Source organism: Erysipelothrix sp. strain 2 (EsS2-6-Brazil) (genome assembly GCF_016617625.1).
Taxonomy (GTDB): domain Bacteria; phylum Bacillota_I; class Bacilli_A; order Erysipelotrichales; family Erysipelotrichaceae; genus Erysipelothrix; species Erysipelothrix piscisicarius.
Genome location: NZ_SBAR01000020.1, coordinates 1 through 16,391, shown reverse-complemented (window position 1 = coordinate 16,391; position 16,391 = coordinate 1). Strand labels below are relative to the sequence as shown.

Here is a 16,391-nt window from a genome sequence, read left to right as displayed (position 1 = left end):
AGAATATGTACATTATTTCAATTTTGAAAGACCTGCTTACTGTTTAAATTACAAAACCCCTATCCAATATAAAATGGATAAGGGTTTCTAGTCTTTTATTAATGTCTACTTTTGTTTGACAACTCCAGCTAATGCGGGGACCTTTTGATATATATAATTAAATTCCGTCTGAGAAATCGTCAGAAGCGTCATCTGCTTCGGGCATTTCAAAGAGTTCAACTTGGGAAGCACCTGTTTCAGCAAGTGATTTCGCAAAGTCGTAAACAGCGGGCTCACTTAAACGCATTAAACTTGCTTCAAGGAGCATTGGTAGGTTTGTTCCTGCAAGAACATGAACATCAGTTTGGTTCATTGCGATCATTACGGATTCTTTAAAAGGTGTACCACCTTTTAAATCTGTAAAGACAAGAACACCTTCACCTGTATTTACTTCAGCAATCGCTTCTTTAAGATCGCTTGATAATTTTTCAGGACCAGCTTCTTCTAAAAATAAAACACTCTTATATTGAGGTTGTGCACCTGCAATAAGTTCAACGGATGAAGATAAACCTTCTGCAAATCTTCCGTGACCTGTAACGATAATTCCGATCATAGTATGAATCTCCTTTTAAAATATACTATTCTTGAAAAGAATTTTATGTGAGGCCAATCCCATAAAATGGAGCAACTTCTCAAGGTAACAATACAAATAGCATTATAAATTATTAACCGTCTAACTTCAAGTCTAATTTGCAACTCTTAGCGTTCCACGGTATACTCATAAATAGATAAGAAGAAATAAAGGAGCGATACAATGACATTACCAAATTGTCCTCAGTGTACTTCCGAGTACACTTATGAAGATCGAGATTTATTCGTATGTCCGGAATGTGGTCATGAATGGAATGCCTTGAGCACTCAAGAATCAATGCTTGTAGTCAAAGATGCACATGGAACGGTGCTTGCGGACGGAGATGATATCGTCATCACTAAAGACCTCAAAGTTAAAGGGGCATCCAGTGCATTGAAACAAGGTACTAAAGTAAAAAACATTAAACTTGTGGAGGGCGATCACAATATAGATTGTCGCATCGAAGGCTTTGGTGCCATGAGTCTCAAATCAGAATTTGTAAAGAAAGCATAAGCTTTCTTTTTTATTCGAAAAAAAAGACCGTTTCCGGTCTTATTGATGTTTTGAAAGGTCAAGTAAAGCAGCTGCAGCTTTATCAACAATGACAATTACATCATCGTGATTTTGAAGTGCACTTGCAGGACAGTCTTCAGTTGGTGTTCCTTCCATCATATTGTATACAGCATCTTTTTTCGCATCGCCATAAGCAAATAATACGATTTTTTGAGCTGACATAATGGATTTAATTCCCATTGAATATGCATAACGTGGAACGTCTTCTTTCGTTTCGAAGAAACGTGCATTGGCTTCAATGGTAGATTCTGTAAGTGATACTTTTTGTGTTAATCCTTCAAATGATGCCCCTGGCTCATTAAAACCAATATGACCATTGATTCCAAGTCCTAAAATTTGAACATCAATTGGATTTGAAGCAATAATTTCATCATAACGTTTGCATTCTTTTTCCGCATCTTCTTCTAAACCATTTGGTAAGTAGTTAATCTTAAATGGTTTTTTACTGAAGAAATGCTTGTTCATGAAATAATGGTAACTTTGATCATGATCTGCCCCAATACCAATATATTCATCCAAGTTAATTGAGATAACATTTGAGAAATCTAAATCACTTGCGGTAATTTTATCGTAGAATGAAATCGGTGTGCTCCCTGTAGCTAAACCGAATACATTTAATTTTCCTTCATTTAATTCTTTACTAATGAGTTCGAAACCTAACGCTGCTCCTGCATCGCTGTTTTCCACAACATATAATTTCATATTGAATAACCTCTCTTCTTTCTCCCATATATTATAAGGGTTCGAATCAATAAAGCAAACCAAAACAACAACAAAACTAATGTTTATTATAATTGTGTTACGAATTAAGAGTGCTATAATTAGATGGTAAACAAAGGTTACAAGGAGGAATTACGATGTTAATTATAAACGGACGTATATATTTAGAAGACCGCGTAATCGAAAACGGTTATGTGCTTACAGAAAATGAAACCATTAAGGCATTTGGTTTAATGGAAAATGTTCCCGCTTACTCGGGAGAAATTGTGGATGCAAAGGGAATGAATGTTTTACCAGGGTTCATTGATCAACACATTCATGGTGCAAACGGTGCTGATAATATGGATGGAACTGAAGAAGCAGTCGCAACCATTGCACGTTTCTTACCAAAAGAAGGAACAACTTCTTATTGTGCTACAACGATGACGCAATCCGTTGAAGCGGTAGACAAAGCTTTGGGTGAGATTGTAAAGTATGCGAAAAATCATAATAAACCTGGAGAAGCAGAAATTGTAGGGATTCACTTAGAAGGGCCTTTCATTTCCGCAAAACATATTGGAGCTCAAAATCCTAAATATGTTTTAAAACCAACACTTGAAGCATTTGATCATTTCTGGGATGTCTCAGAAGGGATGATTAAAGTGATTACGTATGCACCTGAAGAAGCAGAAATTGGATTTACCGATCACTTACGTTCGTTAAATGTTGTGCCATCTGCAGGTCATACCGATGCAACATGCCAGCAAATTGAAGATGAAATTGAAAATGGTCTTTCAAACTTAACACACTTCCATAATGCGATGAAACCACACCATCACCGTGAACCCGGTGCTGTTACAGCGGGTTTTATGAATCCAACACTTAAAGCCGAAATGATCTGTGATGGTATTCATTTAAATCCGGATGTTGTGAAAGCGACATACCAAATTAAGGGTGCCGAAAACTTTATCGCGATTACAGACTCAATGCGTGCGAAAGGACTTCCCGATGGTAATTATGACCTTGGTGGTCAAGAAGTTATTAAAAAAGGGAAAGAATGCCGTATTGCAACAGGATCTCTTGCAGGTTCGGTAGCGGAAATGGACTTTGTAGTACGTAACATCAAACACTTTACGGGTGCACCTATGCATGATCTCGTGAAGATGTCATCAGAAAATGCTGCGAAACACTTAGAAATCTTTGGACGCAAAGGAAGCATTGCGATCAATAAAGACGCAGACCTTGTCATTTGTGATGATGATATTAATGTACAAACAACAATATGCCGTGGGGTTATTGGATACCAAAAATAATCCCATTAAGGATTCTTCGGAATCCTTTTTTTTATGAGTTGAATACGATAGAATAGGGATATGAAGAAAAAATATCAAATTATCGTAGGAATTCTCTTTTTCCTGATTACGGGATGTAATTCAGCCAAACCTGAAATGACCGAACCCATTATTCAAAATGACGTGACGCTGGAAGGCGTTGATTTAATCGATGATTACATGCGTGTCTTGAAGTTTTATGAACAGCGTGATGTGCTTTCAACTCATCGCATTGCATATCTCGAACTTAAAGATCATTTGGGAAGCATTCAAACCATGGAGGAATTGAAACAGTTTGAAGACAAACTAAATGCATTCGCTAAGGAATTGGATGATGTCTATCAAATGGACGAAGGAACCCGTGTTTATCGCAAAGGGCTGTTAATAGTTGATCGTGGTCATTGTTTACCACCAAGTTATGAACCTGGACCGCGCTATGAAGCTGAAAATCAATTTTTATACATGCAAGCAGCTGCTCTTAAAGAAGGTGTAGTTTTAACCAAAATCAGCAGTTATCATACCCATGAATTCCAAAATCAATTGTATGAAGGTAATAAGGAACGGTATGGCATTGAACGAGCTCATCGTTATGGTGGTCAAGATGGTTGTTCGGAACACCGAAGTGGGTATGGATTTGATATCGGTGGTGATGACATTGAAACGTGGAATGAGATGGCGTTCGTTGAGACCCAAGCGTATCAATGGCTTCAAAACAATGCGTATCAATTTGGCTTTATTCTCCGATATCCAGAAGGAAAAGAAGCGGAAACAGGTTATGCATTTCAACCTTGGCATTATCGTTATGTAGGCGCAATTTCAGAAAAAATCATCAAGGCCAATATGAGTTTGGATGCATACCTCAATCAGTTTCCTTTTTAAAATTGTACCCATGAATTCCTTTGAATCTTTAAAAATGATGTGAATTTAAGGAAACAATCATGGTATATTTTACTAAAGGAGGTTTATTATTTATGGAACCTTGTAATAAAAAATTAGCCAATCTTATACCCGAAGGTGATCATGTGTTTGGTGAAGTTTTAAACCAAATTCAGCGTTTACGTACTGAAGCACAAGTGTATGAAAATAAACATTGGAATGATGATTTTGAAGCGTATTGTGATAACATCACAGAATTTATAAAGAAACAAAAAGCCTTATCCGGCACGACCATTCATGAATGTTTGGATATTATTAAAGCAATTCGAAAAAGTGGTCAGACAGCCCAACGTGTTGAAACGGGTCAAATTGCGGAAAAAGCATTGCTAGCAGATTATGACATGGACCTTGCATATCGAAATGATGAAGGCTACGACAAACTCTGCAATGCTTTACTGGTGATTATTGAAGATTACCAACAAACAACCTAATAAAAAAAGCCGAGACATCGTCGTGATGCTTCGGCTTTTTTTGAATTACTTCATTTGTTCGGTAAGGTCGATAATTTCATCAATCATCGCACCAATATGCTCTATTGTATGACGGAGCGGTGCATCGGTTGAAAGATCAACATCTACCATTTGTGCCAGTTCCAGCGGCGTTTTGGTTCCTCCAGCTTTTAAAACATCTTTCCATCGTTCGATATCTAAAGTACCGTTCAAGACTTTTTGACTGACTTCAGTTGCGATGGTTAATCCAGCACTGTAAGTGTATGGGTATAGACCCATATAGTAATGTGGTTGACGCATCCATGTGAGTTCCACATTAGGATTAATCGTGACAACATCACCCCAAAACGCTTCAAGTACCGATCGTTTCATCGCATTAAGTCCTGCAGTTGAAAGTGGTTTACCCGCATCAACGGCACGGTATACTTCACGCTGATAGGCAGCTTCAAGGAGGTGGGTAACAAAATTATGATAGTAGGTACGGCTGATCATCGTTGATAATACCCAACGTTTAAAGCGGGGATCATCCGATTGTGTCGTAAGATGATTTGCCATGATGAGTTCATTCATCGTTGAGGGTGCCTCGATAAAGTATAGAGAAGGGCGTGTATCATAAATATTCTGATTTTGTCCGGCAAGGTAGAAATGACCTGCATGTCCTAACTCATGAGCTAAGACAAAGACTTCACGCATACGTTCAGTCCAACTAATGAGAACATAAGGATGTGCACCATATGGACTTGAACAGAAAGCCCCGGTTGATTTTCCAATATTTTGTGGGAAATCAATCCAACGTTCATCAAATGCTCGATTTACCATGGCGAGATAATCTTCACCAAGAATGCTTAACCCTTCAAGTAATTTCTCGCGCGATGCTTCAATTGAAATATCGGGTTCAAACCCTGGATCTAAGGGCATGAGTAAATCATAAAATGACATCGTATCCAAACCATGAACAGATTGGAGTAATTGCGCGTATTTACGCATATGTGGTGCAAGATGTTCAGTAATCAAATCAATTTGACGATCATACATATCTCGTGATACTTCTTGATCGAAGAGCAGATAATCGATGACTGAATCGAATCCCTTAAGGGTTGCAAGTGCTTTTTCCTTAAGAACTTGGGTTTGATACACTTCTGCGAAGGTATGTTGGTACTCCGCAAGTTTTCCATAGAACTCTTCAAATGCCTTATGACGTACATCGTGGTCAATTTCATATTCCCACTCGCCTTCAAAAAGGACAAAACTGTTTGGGTATGATTTGCCATTGACTTCAAAATCATCAAAACTCATATCTTGAAGTTTACCACGATTATAGATGCTGTAAGGAGCATCCAATGCGGCATTTAATGCGGTAACAGCGGCTTCTACCTCAGGTGAAAGCGCATGTGGTTTTTCACGAAGAATTTGTTTTAAGAACCCTTTACTAAAATCGTTGAGTTGTACTGCATTTTCGAGTGTCTCACTGTCGTTTCCCGAAATTTCAGATGTAAAGAACGCTAACTTATTTGAAATTTCAGTAGTACGAATTGCATAAAGACCATAACGTTGAATTGTTTCTTCATTGGATTGATCCGCAGAAGCACTGAGGCTGTTGTAAGTGCCAAGGTGCACCATTTTCTCATACATTGGTGCATAGACACCCAATGCTTCAACAATATTCTCAGGTGTGTTTAATTGCCCTTTATAAGTTGAGACAAATGTATCCACTTCTTTCTCAAGTGAATCAAATGTTCGATTGTAGTCATCTTCAGTTTTAAAAAGACCCCGTAAATCCCATGTATGTTCAGGATTCACATCACTACGGTGTACTAATTTTTGTGCCATAAAAAACCTCCTAATTTTGACTATTATATCAAAATTCGACGGAAATAAGAAAAAAGATGAGTGAAATCCTCATCCTTTTGGTATATAATTCATCACTTTATGATTTCGGTACAGTTCAAAAATAGACTTACGCGTGTTTGTGGCTTCACGAATGTCAGAACCCTTATCAATGAGTAATCCGAACACACGACGAATATCTTCTTCAAATTCATAATCAACAATTCCCAAATCAATATTAATCACATCCAAAACAGCTCGCATAAGAGGCGTATTTCCAAATGAATCTTGACCATGGATATCGGCGCCTTCATCAAGCAAGAGTTTAAGACAAGCAAGATGCTTGTCGAAAAGAACCCCATCGTTTTTAGGGCCATCTCGTTGAGGTCGGGGATAACGTGAATGATTCAAGGCTTCACTAATGGCAACGTGTAAAATGGGTTGTTGCCAATGTTCGAGTTCACCTTGAACCATAAAGTTAACATTATCCTTTGTTTCAATAATTAACTGAGCAATTTCAAGACGACTGTTTTGAATTGCTTCTTGTAGTGGGGATTGCAAACGATCACCTGAAGGGTGAGATACGACGTGTGGGTCGTTGATAAGGATTGTCTGAACTGAATCAATGTCATTATGATGAATTGCTTCGATCAATTCATTCAAAATATCAATCCTTTCTGCTTTAATCATAGCACACTTCTAGGTTTAAACCAAAAAACACCCTCCACGATGGAAGGTGTTGGTTTGTATTTAGTTGTTTTTATTATTGGTGTAATCGATATACATTAGCGCTAGTTTATGGATGATGATTACAATTGGAATGGCAACAATTAGCAAGATTGCTGTAAACTGTGCATGTTCTGGACTGAGTGGCTGTAGTTCCAAGAGCGGCCAGAAGAGTTTGGTTGCAAGCCCAAAACCAATGACATTGATAATAAGAACGATGGTTCGGTATAGGTTGAGTGGCTTATAGATACGGTAGATCATACCAATGGAGACATAACCGTTAATAAAGTACATCATCGTTTGAACAACTTCTGTTGTTAATCCAAAGTGAGTTCCCCAAATATTGAGGAAGAGCCATAAAAGGATAATGGTCATTGCATTTGGGAATGCATGACGTAAGACATGATTGAGGATTCGTTCTTTAGGGCGTTCATAACTTGGCTGAAACAACAACATAAACGAAGGGAATCCATCAATAAACATATTGGTTAAAGTAATTTGGAACGGAATAAACGGAAAGGGAACATTCATAACAACTGCGGTAATCGCAATAAATATGGTTAGAATTGTCCGTAGGTAATACATGGACGCGGAACGGGTGATGTTATTGATCACCATACGTCCTTCCTTCACAACATCTACAAGTGTGGAAAGTTGTCCGTCCATTACAACGATTTGTGAGATATGCAAGGCTGCATCGCTACCTTCTCCCATAGCGATCGAACAATCAGAGTTCTTAAGTGCAAGAACATCGTTAATACCATCACCAGTCATCGCAACTTTCTCCCCATGTTCTTGAAGAATCCGTACAAAATCCAGTTTTTGATTTGGCGTTGCTCGACCAATAACATTGCAATTAAGAATGGCCTCCGTTAAGTCTTCCTCAGTTTTAAGAGATTGTGCGTCCACCACAGTTTGATAGTTTTCGATGCCCGCTTTGCGAGCAATCGCGGCAACGGTTTCTACGTTATCACCTGAGATAACTTTCGCTGTAACATCATTTTCACGGAAGAACTGGATGGCATCGTAAGCGTCATCACGAATTGGATCTTCTAAAGCAATGTAAGCGAGCGGTAAGATTCCCTTAAGCGAACTGTCTTTATGAATGGGTGAAAGCGATTCACAAATCAAGAGAATGCGCGCACCATCCCGTCGCAAGGACTCTACTTTTTCGGGAATCCGTGTTCCTGGTAGTAAAATATCAGGAGCACCAACTAAGACTGCATGATTGTTTGAGAAATTCATCCCTGCCCACTTGCGCGCTGATGAGAACGGGATTTGCTCTACCGCTTGAAGCTGTGTCGGAATGACTTCAAAATAATCCTTAATTGCTGCAGATGTAGCATTATTATCGTTTGAATTTTCAATATATGAACTCATGTATTCATAAAGGATTTCATCAAGAGTTTCTACATGAATTACTTTCATTACGCCATGAGTTAAAGTTCCTGTTTTATCCAAACATAAGACACTGGATTGCGACAACGTTTCAATTGCGTATAAATCTTGTACAAGAGTTTTCTTAGAACCAAGTTTTAAGACGGCTCCAATAAGGACTAAGGTAGTGAGTAGAACTAAACCTTGTGGTAGCATGCCTAAGAGGGCCGTTGCGGTATTAACGATAACTGAATCAAAAGCTTGTCCTCGAAGTATAAGCCCTTGGTATAGTAAAATGGCACCAATGGGAATGATAAAGAAACTTGTAATTTTTGTAACAGTTTTAAATGTTTTGAGAAGTTCTGACGAAATGACACGATTTGTTTTGACCGCAGAAGTTACTTTGATTGCATAGTTATCTTTTCCAACATGGATAATCTCTGCATAACATGCACCACTAACAATAAAACTTCCCGATAGAATTTCCGCATCAATTGATTTATCTACTGGATCAACCTCGCCAGTAAGAAGGGATTCATTGACTTCCACTGCTCCATCCACAATTCGTGCATCAGCACTAATTTGATTTCCAGCTTCATAATAGACTAAATCACCAAGGACAATTTCTTCGTTATCCAGTTCAAGGCGTTTACCATCACGAATAACTGTTGTTTTTGGAGAGATAATAATATTGAGTTTACTGATTAAATTTCGTGATCGTATTTCCTGGAAAATAAACATAAATGTATTGGAAATAATAACACCCATAAAAAATAAACTCGTCCATGCTTTTACATATACAAGTGCGGATGCGATAATAATGTTATATAAGTTAAAAAGCGTAAATACATTACTTAAAATGATTTGCGCATTTGTTTTAATTTCGGGTTTGGGAAGGCGGTTAATCTTACCTTCCAGAGTTAGTTGTTTTACTTGCTGTGTCGTTAGACCTTTTTTATTTTGCATAGCGATACTCCGTAATCTATTTATAACTATAAATTTATTCGAAAGAAAAATCAACACTATACTAGTGTTATAGTACAAAGTATACATCATAATTTTGAACTTATGACGAAAGTTACAATTTTGTTACATAACCGGGATATTTTGATACACTAGTATAAGAGATATGGAGGGGATAAAAGATGAAAAAAATCGCAATTATTGGTGGTGGCATTGTAGGTTCTACAGCTGCCTATTATTTAAGTAAACATGGAAACCACGTTACCCTATATGATGACCCAACGGGCCAAGCAACCAAAGCAGCAGTAGGGATTATTTGTCCTTGGGTTAGCCAACGTCGCAACCAGGAATGGTATCAACTTGCACGTGAAGGGGCAGCATTCTATCAAAGATTAAATAAAGACCTCAATGATACATCCTATTATCGTCAAAGTGGCGCACTTATAACACATGATAAATTATTAGATAAGCTCTATAACATTGCATTACAACGTCGCATCGACGCACCTGAGATGGGGGAAGTGGAAATTTTAGAAGGCGAAGCACTGCAAGAAAAGTTACCGCCCTTTATTCAATGTGATCGAGCACTTTATGTTTCAGGTGGAGCACAGGTCGATGGCTTAAAACTGATCGAGACATTACAGAAAGAAGCTGAGAGTTTAACGGTAATCAATAAACGCGTCTATTGGTCACGTCAAGAAGATCGACTTATCGTTGATGGTCAAACTTATGATGCAGTTATCCTTGCTTGTGGGGCTTGGTTACAAGAACAATTTCCAAATAAGGAACTCAGTGTGAAACCGCAAAAAGGACAACTTATAGAATTCAAGAATATCCTCGAACCCAATCATAACTATCCCGTATTTATGCCACAGGGAGAAATTGACTTTCTTTATGGAAATCAAGGACAATTAGTCATTGGTGCAACCCATGAAAATGAAAAAGGATTTAATCTAGATATTGATCCGAATTCAAGTGAATATCTCAAAAATGAGGCGAAGAAACACTTTCCAGAAATAGATAGACTTGAAATTGATCACGTACGCGTAGGAACACGCGCAGTGAGTTCGGATTTTAGTCCTTTCTACGGGGAAGTAGAGGGTGAACCGGGTGTATATCAAGCAAGTGGATTGGGGTCATCAGGACTGACTACTGGGGTTGCTATAGGTTTTAAAATTGCACAAAGTATTATTAAAAGTGATAAACTATAAATAAATATGGGGGAATAAATATATGGAACTAGCAGTATTACTCAAAGGTAGTTTAGAAACATCATATTTAGATAACACGCTCTTATCAAATGAAAAACTACTAACAAACTTACTAATAAATGATTATAGACGTGGTGAAAAAGTTTTAACGTCAATTCAAAAAGAACTTTTAAGTTGCAATGAATTTAAGATAACCGTTGCATTTGTAACTGAAGGGGGTTTAAGCATCCTTGCTAATCAAATGTTGCATTGCATAGAACATAATATTAAAGGAAAAATAATAACCTCATCCTATCTGTTTTTTAATAATCCACGTGTTTTTAGAAAACTACTTTCATATCCGAATCTAGAAGTTCGGGTACATGAGCATAAACCCCTCCATTCAAAAGGTTATATTTTCCATCATGAAGGATATTCTAATCTAATTGTAGGGAGTTCAAACCTAACGCAAGGTGCATTAACAACAAATAACGAGTGGAATATCAAGTTGAGTTCACTTGAAGATGGAAAAATATATAGGGATTCTATTGATGAATTTGATTACTTATGGAATAATTCTACGCATCTATCCAACACATGGATCGACGCATATGAGAAAAAGTACTATGTGCATCAACAGATTAAAGAGCAAATAGAAGATCTAAATCAATTATCTGAGACAATAAAGCCAAATCAGATGCAAAGTGAAGCGTTAGAAAATCTTCGACAGTTAAGAATATCTGGTGCATCTAGAGCACTTGTGATTTCAGCTACTGGTACGGGAAAAACATTTTTGGCGGCTTTTGACGTTAAAGCAATGAAACCTAAGAGAATGTTGTTTATCATTCACAGAGAACAAGTAGCAAGAGATGCTATGGATACATTTAAATCGATCATTGATAATAGAACGATGGGTTTATATACCGGAAATTATAAGGACGATCAGTTTGATTATTTGTTTACGACCATTCAGACGATTTCAAAACCACAAACACTCAAGAATTTTAAGGTAGATGATTTCGACTATATTGTCATTGATGAAGCGCATCGTTCCGCAGCGAATACGTATATCAATGTTATGGAATACTTTAAACCTAAGTTTATTTTAGGAATGACCGCAACGCCAGAGCGAGGTGATTCTTTAAATATTTTTGAGTTGTTTGACTATAATATTGCATATGAAATACGTCTTCAAAAGGCTCTCGAAGAGAATATGTTAGTGCCATTCCATTATTTTGGTATTACAGATTTGAAAATCGATGGAGAAATTATTAATGATCATAGCCAGTTTGGGCAATTGGTTTCAGATGACCGTATCGAGCATATTTTAAAGTATACAAAGTACTATGGACATTGTGGTAATAAACTTAAAGGACTGATGTTTTGTAGCACAAATGATGAGGCATCTGAATTGTCAAAAAAATTGAATACGCGGGGACTCAGAACTATTTCACTTTCTGGAAAAAATTCCCAACAAGAGCGAGAAAATGCGATCATACGTCTCACTTCTGATGATGGCGATCTAGATTATATTTTAACGGTAGATATTTTTAACGAGGGAATTGATATTCCGGAGATCAATCAGATCGTAATGCTTCGTTCGACGGAGTCAGCGATTGTATTTATACAACAACTTGGTCGAGGTCTTCGATTATCAAAAAATAAAGACTATGTTGTTGTAATTGATTTTATCGGTAATTATTCTAATAACTATATGATTCCGATAGCGTTATCAGGAAATCAAAGCTATTCTAAGGATGAAATTAAGAAGTATCTAATTGGTGGAAAGAGCACGATTCCAGGCAGTTCAACAGTCGAATTTGATAAAACTGCATTGACCCAAATCTATAAAACAATTGATAGTACAAACTTTTCGGCGACGAAGCATTTGCGGTTAGAATATAATAACTTAAAGTATAGACTCGGTAGAGTTCCGGCACTACAAGAATTTATTACTGAAAAATCGATAGATCCTCAATTATTTATTAAATCGTCTCTATATGGAAACTATTACACGTTCCTTAAGAAAATTGATAAGACATACGAAGGAATACTTTCCGATTATGAAATTGGAATCTTAACCATGTTATCAAAGGAAATATCATCTGGAAAAAGAGATACTGAATTAAGAGTTCTCGAGAAAATATTAAATAAGGGAACCATAAATGACAAGATGGTTCGAGATGTTTGCAGGAGTGAACTTGAGTATGATTCTACGATAAATATGTTGCAGTTAGGTTTTGTGAAGTCTGATCTATTTATGAAGTATGGTGCCAAGCCAATCATTATTGAAAAAAACAATAATTGGTCTTTGAATGCTGAATTAAGATCCTCAGAAAATCTGGGTACCCTATTTTTTCACTTAAGAGGGATTATCGATTTGGGTTTAGTTAATTATCGTGAAAAATATATAGAAAGAAATATTGAATCCGGTATGGTTTTATATGAACGATATACACGTAAAGACATGTGTTGGTTATTTAATTGGAAAAAGGATTCATCTGCTGCGGTTTATGGGTATATGGTGAAGAACAATACAATTCCAATTTTTGTTACTTATCATAAAGACAATAAAATTGATGAATCGATTCGTTATGACGACAAATTCATTGATCAAAATACATTTAGTTGGATGAGCAGAAACAATGTCAGAATTACTGGACCGGAAATTGAAGCGATAAAAAATTTCAAAAAAAATAATACACTTATCTCATTATTCGTAAAAAAAGAAGATTCCGAGCAGGGACAATTTTTCTATTTAGGCGAAATGGAACCGATAAAAATTTCAGAAACTACCATAACAGCCAAAAATAAAGTGTTACCGATCGTAAATGTTATTTTTAAGATGAAAAAGAGCGTTAGACAAGATATTTACTCTTATATTACAGATTTTTAAGCGAAAAAAAACGGAACAATAATTCCGTCTTTTTTTATCGTTTAAATACCACCTTATTCGCTACTTGCACAAAGATTGTTTCCGCAATCTCAGATTGTCCATCCCACATGACAGTGATGATATTTTCGGTGTTGTCAGGGGCTGTTTGGCTAAAGGTCCACTGTGTGTCGCTGTCCTTGTAGATTTTAATTTGTTCATCTTGATTTACGGAGTATCCATAATCGGAAAATTTACCGGTAACGTAGGTAACGATAAATGGATGGTTAATTGATGATTTGTCCGTGATGAGTGTGGGTGTTTGGTGGGTAGCCTGGCATCCAATTAAAACTGCAAACAATAAGAACAGGAGTGTGATTTGATTGCCTTTCCTCATAGATCTCATCCTTTCTTGAGAAAGAATACCATACCAATATGAAAATTAAATATGGGGGTTATGAAATCTGTGTGTTCAAATTTGGTGGAAATTGTGAGCATAAAACTTTTATGAAAATTAGATAAAATAAAGGTGAATATGGACTATATATTCGGCGATTTGTGTTTCTTTACACGCAACATGATATAATACTATAAATGAATAGGGGGTTCTTGTATGATACGTATTGTCCTATGTGACGATGATAATGCTATTATCGAAAAGTATCGTTACTTAATTAAGCGTTACGCAATGTCACGAGGGGTTGAGGTGGAGTTGAGCTCGTTTTCTCGTGGTGAAGATTTAATTTTTGAATTAACGGATCATTATGAAGAACCAGATATAATCTTTCTGGATGTTTTTATGGATGAACTGAATGGTGTAGAGGTTGCGAAGCAAATCCGTGCGATGGGTTATAATTCGCAAATTATTTTTCTAACCTCGTCATCTGATTTTGTTTTTGATGCCTTTGATGTGGGCTCATTCAATTATCTCATAAAGCAGGATACCGATGATACTCGTTTTCGTACCGTATTAGGACAAGCTTTGACACAGATTGATAAACGGTCGGGAGATTTTTTTGATTGTAATTTTGGGGCGGAGTCTCGTCGCATTCCCTTTAAAGATATTTCTCACTTTGAAATATATCGTCGTGTGATGCGTGTCCATTTCAACAAAGATGAATATTTTGATTTTTATGAAACGATGGATCGACTCACTACACGTTTGGCGAATCGAAATTTTGTTCGGGTTCATCGTTCGTACCTGGTTAATTTAAACCATATCGTGCTCTTTAAAAATCAATCGTTACGTCTTGAAAATGGTGAAGAGTTGCCGATTGGAAAAGCTTACCAAAGTGATGTGAAGCAGAGTTTTAATGACTTTGTAGAGAAAAACTGGGATTAGCGCATGATGTACCTGATACTCGCAATTACCTCTACGATTACCTACTATTTCTACACCTATCTGTCTGTATACTTTCTAAAAGATCATGCAGAAATGCGATCTTACGGAAATATCTCACTCGGTATTTGTATGGTAATGAGTTCTATGTTGGTTTTGTTTTCACGACAATTTGTTTTTGAAACTTATATTAGCTATCTCTTTATGCTTTTAGTTATGTTTATTAGTTTTAAGATTATATATAAAATATCAAGCACGTTGGCTGCATATGCGACGGTGCGTCATGTCTTTTACTTCTATACTGTACGTGGTTTTGTATTTGGGATGTATTCACTTCTATCTGGAATCCCAATTCGTCTTATTGCATCGGGATCGATGAGTGATATGATCAGTTTTCAAACCACATGTATTTTTGTCATTATTTTGTTTCTTATGCTCCAACGCTATTCTGTTACGACAGCGCGAATTCAAGCGTTGTTTCGCAATACGGATCAGGTTTTATTTGTGACCGTGACAAAGTTATCTTTGGGATTTTATTTGACCATTGTCGGGTTTGGAAGTCGCTATACTGCCAATGATCAATGGTTTACGTTGATGTATCTTTTTACATGTGTTGTGGTTATGGGGGTTGCGGCAATTGTTGTGGCGAACTCCGTACGATCATGTGAAGCCTTGGAATACGAAAAGCAAACCGTAGCCCTACAAAAACAATTGGATATGCAAGTAAAGCATTATAAGTCGTATCAAGTGTATACGCAGTCTTTTCGAGAGTTTCGTCACGATTATAAAAATACCTTATCCACCATTAATGCGTTGTTGAGGAAAAATGATTATGAGACGGCGATTCATATTTTGGATGAGATGGGTGTACAAATGTCAGATGGCTTAACTACGCATCCAACATATTCAAACGATAGTTTGTTGGATGCGATTATGCAGGAGTTCGCGAATACGTGTAATAATGAAGGCATAACCTTTGAGTGTATGCTTTATTGGGATCAAACGGTTGCGTTAACAGAACTCGAGGTCGTTCGTATCTTTACAAATCTGCTTAAAAATGCGCATGAGGCGACGCTTATGCTTCCTGAAGAACAACGGTTTATCAAGGTTAAATCGAAGCTTCGGGATAATTGGATCGATGTGATGATTTCAAATCGTTTTGATGGCAATTATCACGAGAATCTGGAGAGCACAAAAACCACGGATAAAGGTTCTCGTGGTCTTGGATTTAAGATTGTTCGTAAAACCATTGAACAACTTGGTGGGGTAGCCAATTGGTCGGTCGATGGCGATGTTTTTAAAGTTGTAATGAATTTTCCTCGCGATCATACAACAGAAGCATAAAAAGAAAACACTTCCTTGGAAGGAAGTGTTTTCCTAAATTCAAATCTCAACCGCACCACCCAAGGTGCGGTTGTTTTTGTATAATAAAAGGAGCCCACCCGACTAAAAGGAGCTCCCATATGAAGTATAAACAATTAGATAAAAAAATGAAAGAC

The 16,391-nt window shown here is 37.0% G+C and carries 14 protein-coding genes; 8 read left to right on the top strand and 6 right to left on the bottom strand.

Annotated elements, in window-relative coordinates; translation table 11 throughout:
- Window positions 1-157 precede the first annotated feature (157 nt).
- On the bottom strand, window positions 158-592 hold the full coding sequence (gene agaF / locus EPJ89_RS08380; RefSeq protein WP_161637292.1) for a PTS galactosamine/N-acetylgalactosamine transporter subunit IIA: 435 nt from the start codon (window positions 590-592) through the stop codon (window positions 158-160).
- A gap of 201 nt (window positions 593-793) precedes the next feature.
- Here agaF and EPJ89_RS08375 point away from each other — a divergent pair, with 201 nt between their 5' ends.
- The gene (locus EPJ89_RS08375) at window positions 794-1,123 is read left to right on the top strand and encodes a zinc ribbon domain-containing protein YjdM (RefSeq protein ID WP_200542775.1); all 330 of its coding nucleotides are present in this window, start codon (window positions 794-796) and stop codon (window positions 1,121-1,123) included.
- A 39-nt stretch (window positions 1,124-1,162) separates the two neighbouring features.
- Here EPJ89_RS08375 and EPJ89_RS08370 read toward each other — a convergent pair whose 3' ends face one another.
- Complete coding sequence (locus EPJ89_RS08370; protein ID WP_161637294.1) at window positions 1,163-1,885, bottom strand: glucosamine-6-phosphate deaminase; 723 nt, start codon at window positions 1,883-1,885, stop codon at window positions 1,163-1,165.
- Window positions 1,886-2,040: 155 nt separating this feature from the next.
- Between EPJ89_RS08370 and nagA the strand changes: the two genes are divergently transcribed.
- The 3 genes from nagA (at window position 2,041) to EPJ89_RS08355 (ending at window position 4,580) form a co-directional block, all read left to right on the top strand.
- Window positions 2,041-3,195, top strand: coding sequence for an N-acetylglucosamine-6-phosphate deacetylase (nagA, locus tag EPJ89_RS08365; protein ID WP_161637295.1), 1,155 nt, complete (start codon window positions 2,041-2,043; stop codon window positions 3,193-3,195).
- A 60-nt stretch (window positions 3,196-3,255) separates the two neighbouring features.
- The gene (locus EPJ89_RS08360) at window positions 3,256-4,092 is read left to right on the top strand and encodes a M15 family metallopeptidase (protein ID WP_200549502.1); all 837 of its coding nucleotides are present in this window, start codon (window positions 3,256-3,258) and stop codon (window positions 4,090-4,092) included.
- Between the two features lie 92 nt (window positions 4,093-4,184).
- A complete protein-coding gene (locus tag EPJ89_RS08355) occupies window positions 4,185-4,580 on the top strand; it encodes a hypothetical protein (RefSeq protein WP_200542773.1) in 396 nt (131 codons plus the stop codon).
- A gap of 45 nt (window positions 4,581-4,625) precedes the next feature.
- On the opposite strand, the gene pepF is transcribed toward EPJ89_RS08355, so the two are convergent.
- The 3 genes from pepF to EPJ89_RS08340 form a co-directional block, all read right to left on the bottom strand.
- A complete protein-coding gene (gene pepF / locus EPJ89_RS08350) occupies window positions 4,626-6,428 on the bottom strand; it encodes an oligoendopeptidase F (RefSeq protein WP_161637298.1) in 1,803 nt (600 codons plus the stop codon).
- A 69-nt stretch (window positions 6,429-6,497) separates the two neighbouring features.
- Window positions 6,498-7,115 (bottom strand): ankyrin repeat domain-containing protein, encoded by a 618-nt coding sequence (locus tag EPJ89_RS08345; protein ID WP_161637299.1) that lies wholly within the window; start codon window positions 7,113-7,115, stop codon window positions 6,498-6,500.
- A 60-nt stretch (window positions 7,116-7,175) separates the two neighbouring features.
- Window positions 7,176-9,494, bottom strand: coding sequence for an HAD-IC family P-type ATPase (locus EPJ89_RS08340; protein WP_200542714.1), 2,319 nt, complete (start codon window positions 9,492-9,494; stop codon window positions 7,176-7,178).
- 179 nt (window positions 9,495-9,673) lie between these two features.
- Here EPJ89_RS08340 and EPJ89_RS08335 point away from each other — a divergent pair, with 179 nt between their 5' ends.
- Window positions 9,674-10,702 (top strand): NAD(P)/FAD-dependent oxidoreductase, encoded by a 1,029-nt coding sequence (locus tag EPJ89_RS08335; protein WP_200549500.1) that lies wholly within the window; start codon window positions 9,674-9,676, stop codon window positions 10,700-10,702.
- A 22-nt stretch (window positions 10,703-10,724) separates the two neighbouring features.
- A complete protein-coding gene (locus EPJ89_RS08330) occupies window positions 10,725-13,577 on the top strand; it encodes a DUF3427 domain-containing protein (protein ID WP_200549498.1) in 2,853 nt (950 codons plus the stop codon).
- Between the two features lie 34 nt (window positions 13,578-13,611).
- On the opposite strand, the gene EPJ89_RS08325 is transcribed toward EPJ89_RS08330, so the two are convergent.
- A complete protein-coding gene (locus EPJ89_RS08325; RefSeq protein ID WP_164503766.1) occupies window positions 13,612-13,950 on the bottom strand; it encodes a hypothetical protein in 339 nt (112 codons plus the stop codon).
- Window positions 13,951-14,166: 216 nt separating this feature from the next.
- Here EPJ89_RS08325 and EPJ89_RS08320 point away from each other — a divergent pair, with 216 nt between their 5' ends.
- Together EPJ89_RS08320 and EPJ89_RS08315 are read left to right on the top strand one after the other, a co-directional pair.
- Complete coding sequence (locus tag EPJ89_RS08320; RefSeq protein WP_161637306.1) at window positions 14,167-14,895, top strand: LytR/AlgR family response regulator transcription factor; 729 nt, start codon at window positions 14,167-14,169, stop codon at window positions 14,893-14,895.
- Window positions 14,896-14,898: 3 nt separating this feature from the next.
- Window positions 14,899-16,236, top strand: a complete 1,338-nt coding sequence (locus EPJ89_RS08315) for a sensor histidine kinase (protein WP_200549496.1) — start codon at window positions 14,899-14,901, stop codon at window positions 16,234-16,236.
- The last annotated feature ends 155 nt before the right edge of the window (window positions 16,237-16,391 follow it).

Coding starts and splice junctions, on each gene's coding strand:
- agaF (WP_161637292.1), bottom strand. CDS start 592: ATGATCGGAATTATCGTTACAGGTCACGGAAGATTTGCAGAAGGTTTA.
- EPJ89_RS08375 (WP_200542775.1), top strand. CDS start 794: ATGACATTACCAAATTGTCCTCAGTGTACTTCCGAGTACACTTATGAA.
- EPJ89_RS08370 (WP_161637294.1), bottom strand. CDS start 1,885: ATGAAATTATATGTTGTGGAAAACAGCGATGCAGGAGCAGCGTTAGGT.
- nagA (WP_161637295.1), top strand. CDS start 2,041: ATGTTAATTATAAACGGACGTATATATTTAGAAGACCGCGTAATCGAA.
- EPJ89_RS08360 (WP_200549502.1), top strand. CDS start 3,256: ATGAAGAAAAAATATCAAATTATCGTAGGAATTCTCTTTTTCCTGATT.
- EPJ89_RS08355 (WP_200542773.1), top strand. CDS start 4,185: ATGGAACCTTGTAATAAAAAATTAGCCAATCTTATACCCGAAGGTGAT.
- pepF (WP_161637298.1), bottom strand. CDS start 6,428: ATGGCACAAAAATTAGTACACCGTAGTGATGTGAATCCTGAACATACA.
- EPJ89_RS08345 (WP_161637299.1), bottom strand. CDS start 7,115: ATGATTAAAGCAGAAAGGATTGATATTTTGAATGAATTGATCGAAGCA.
- EPJ89_RS08340 (WP_200542714.1), bottom strand. CDS start 9,494: ATGCAAAATAAAAAAGGTCTAACGACACAGCAAGTAAAACAACTAACT.
- EPJ89_RS08335 (WP_200549500.1), top strand. CDS start 9,674: ATGAAAAAAATCGCAATTATTGGTGGTGGCATTGTAGGTTCTACAGCT.
- EPJ89_RS08330 (WP_200549498.1), top strand. CDS start 10,725: ATGGAACTAGCAGTATTACTCAAAGGTAGTTTAGAAACATCATATTTA.
- EPJ89_RS08325 (WP_164503766.1), bottom strand. CDS start 13,950: ATGAGGAAAGGCAATCAAATCACACTCCTGTTCTTATTGTTTGCAGTT.
- EPJ89_RS08320 (WP_161637306.1), top strand. CDS start 14,167: ATGATACGTATTGTCCTATGTGACGATGATAATGCTATTATCGAAAAG.
- EPJ89_RS08315 (WP_200549496.1), top strand. CDS start 14,899: ATGATGTACCTGATACTCGCAATTACCTCTACGATTACCTACTATTTC.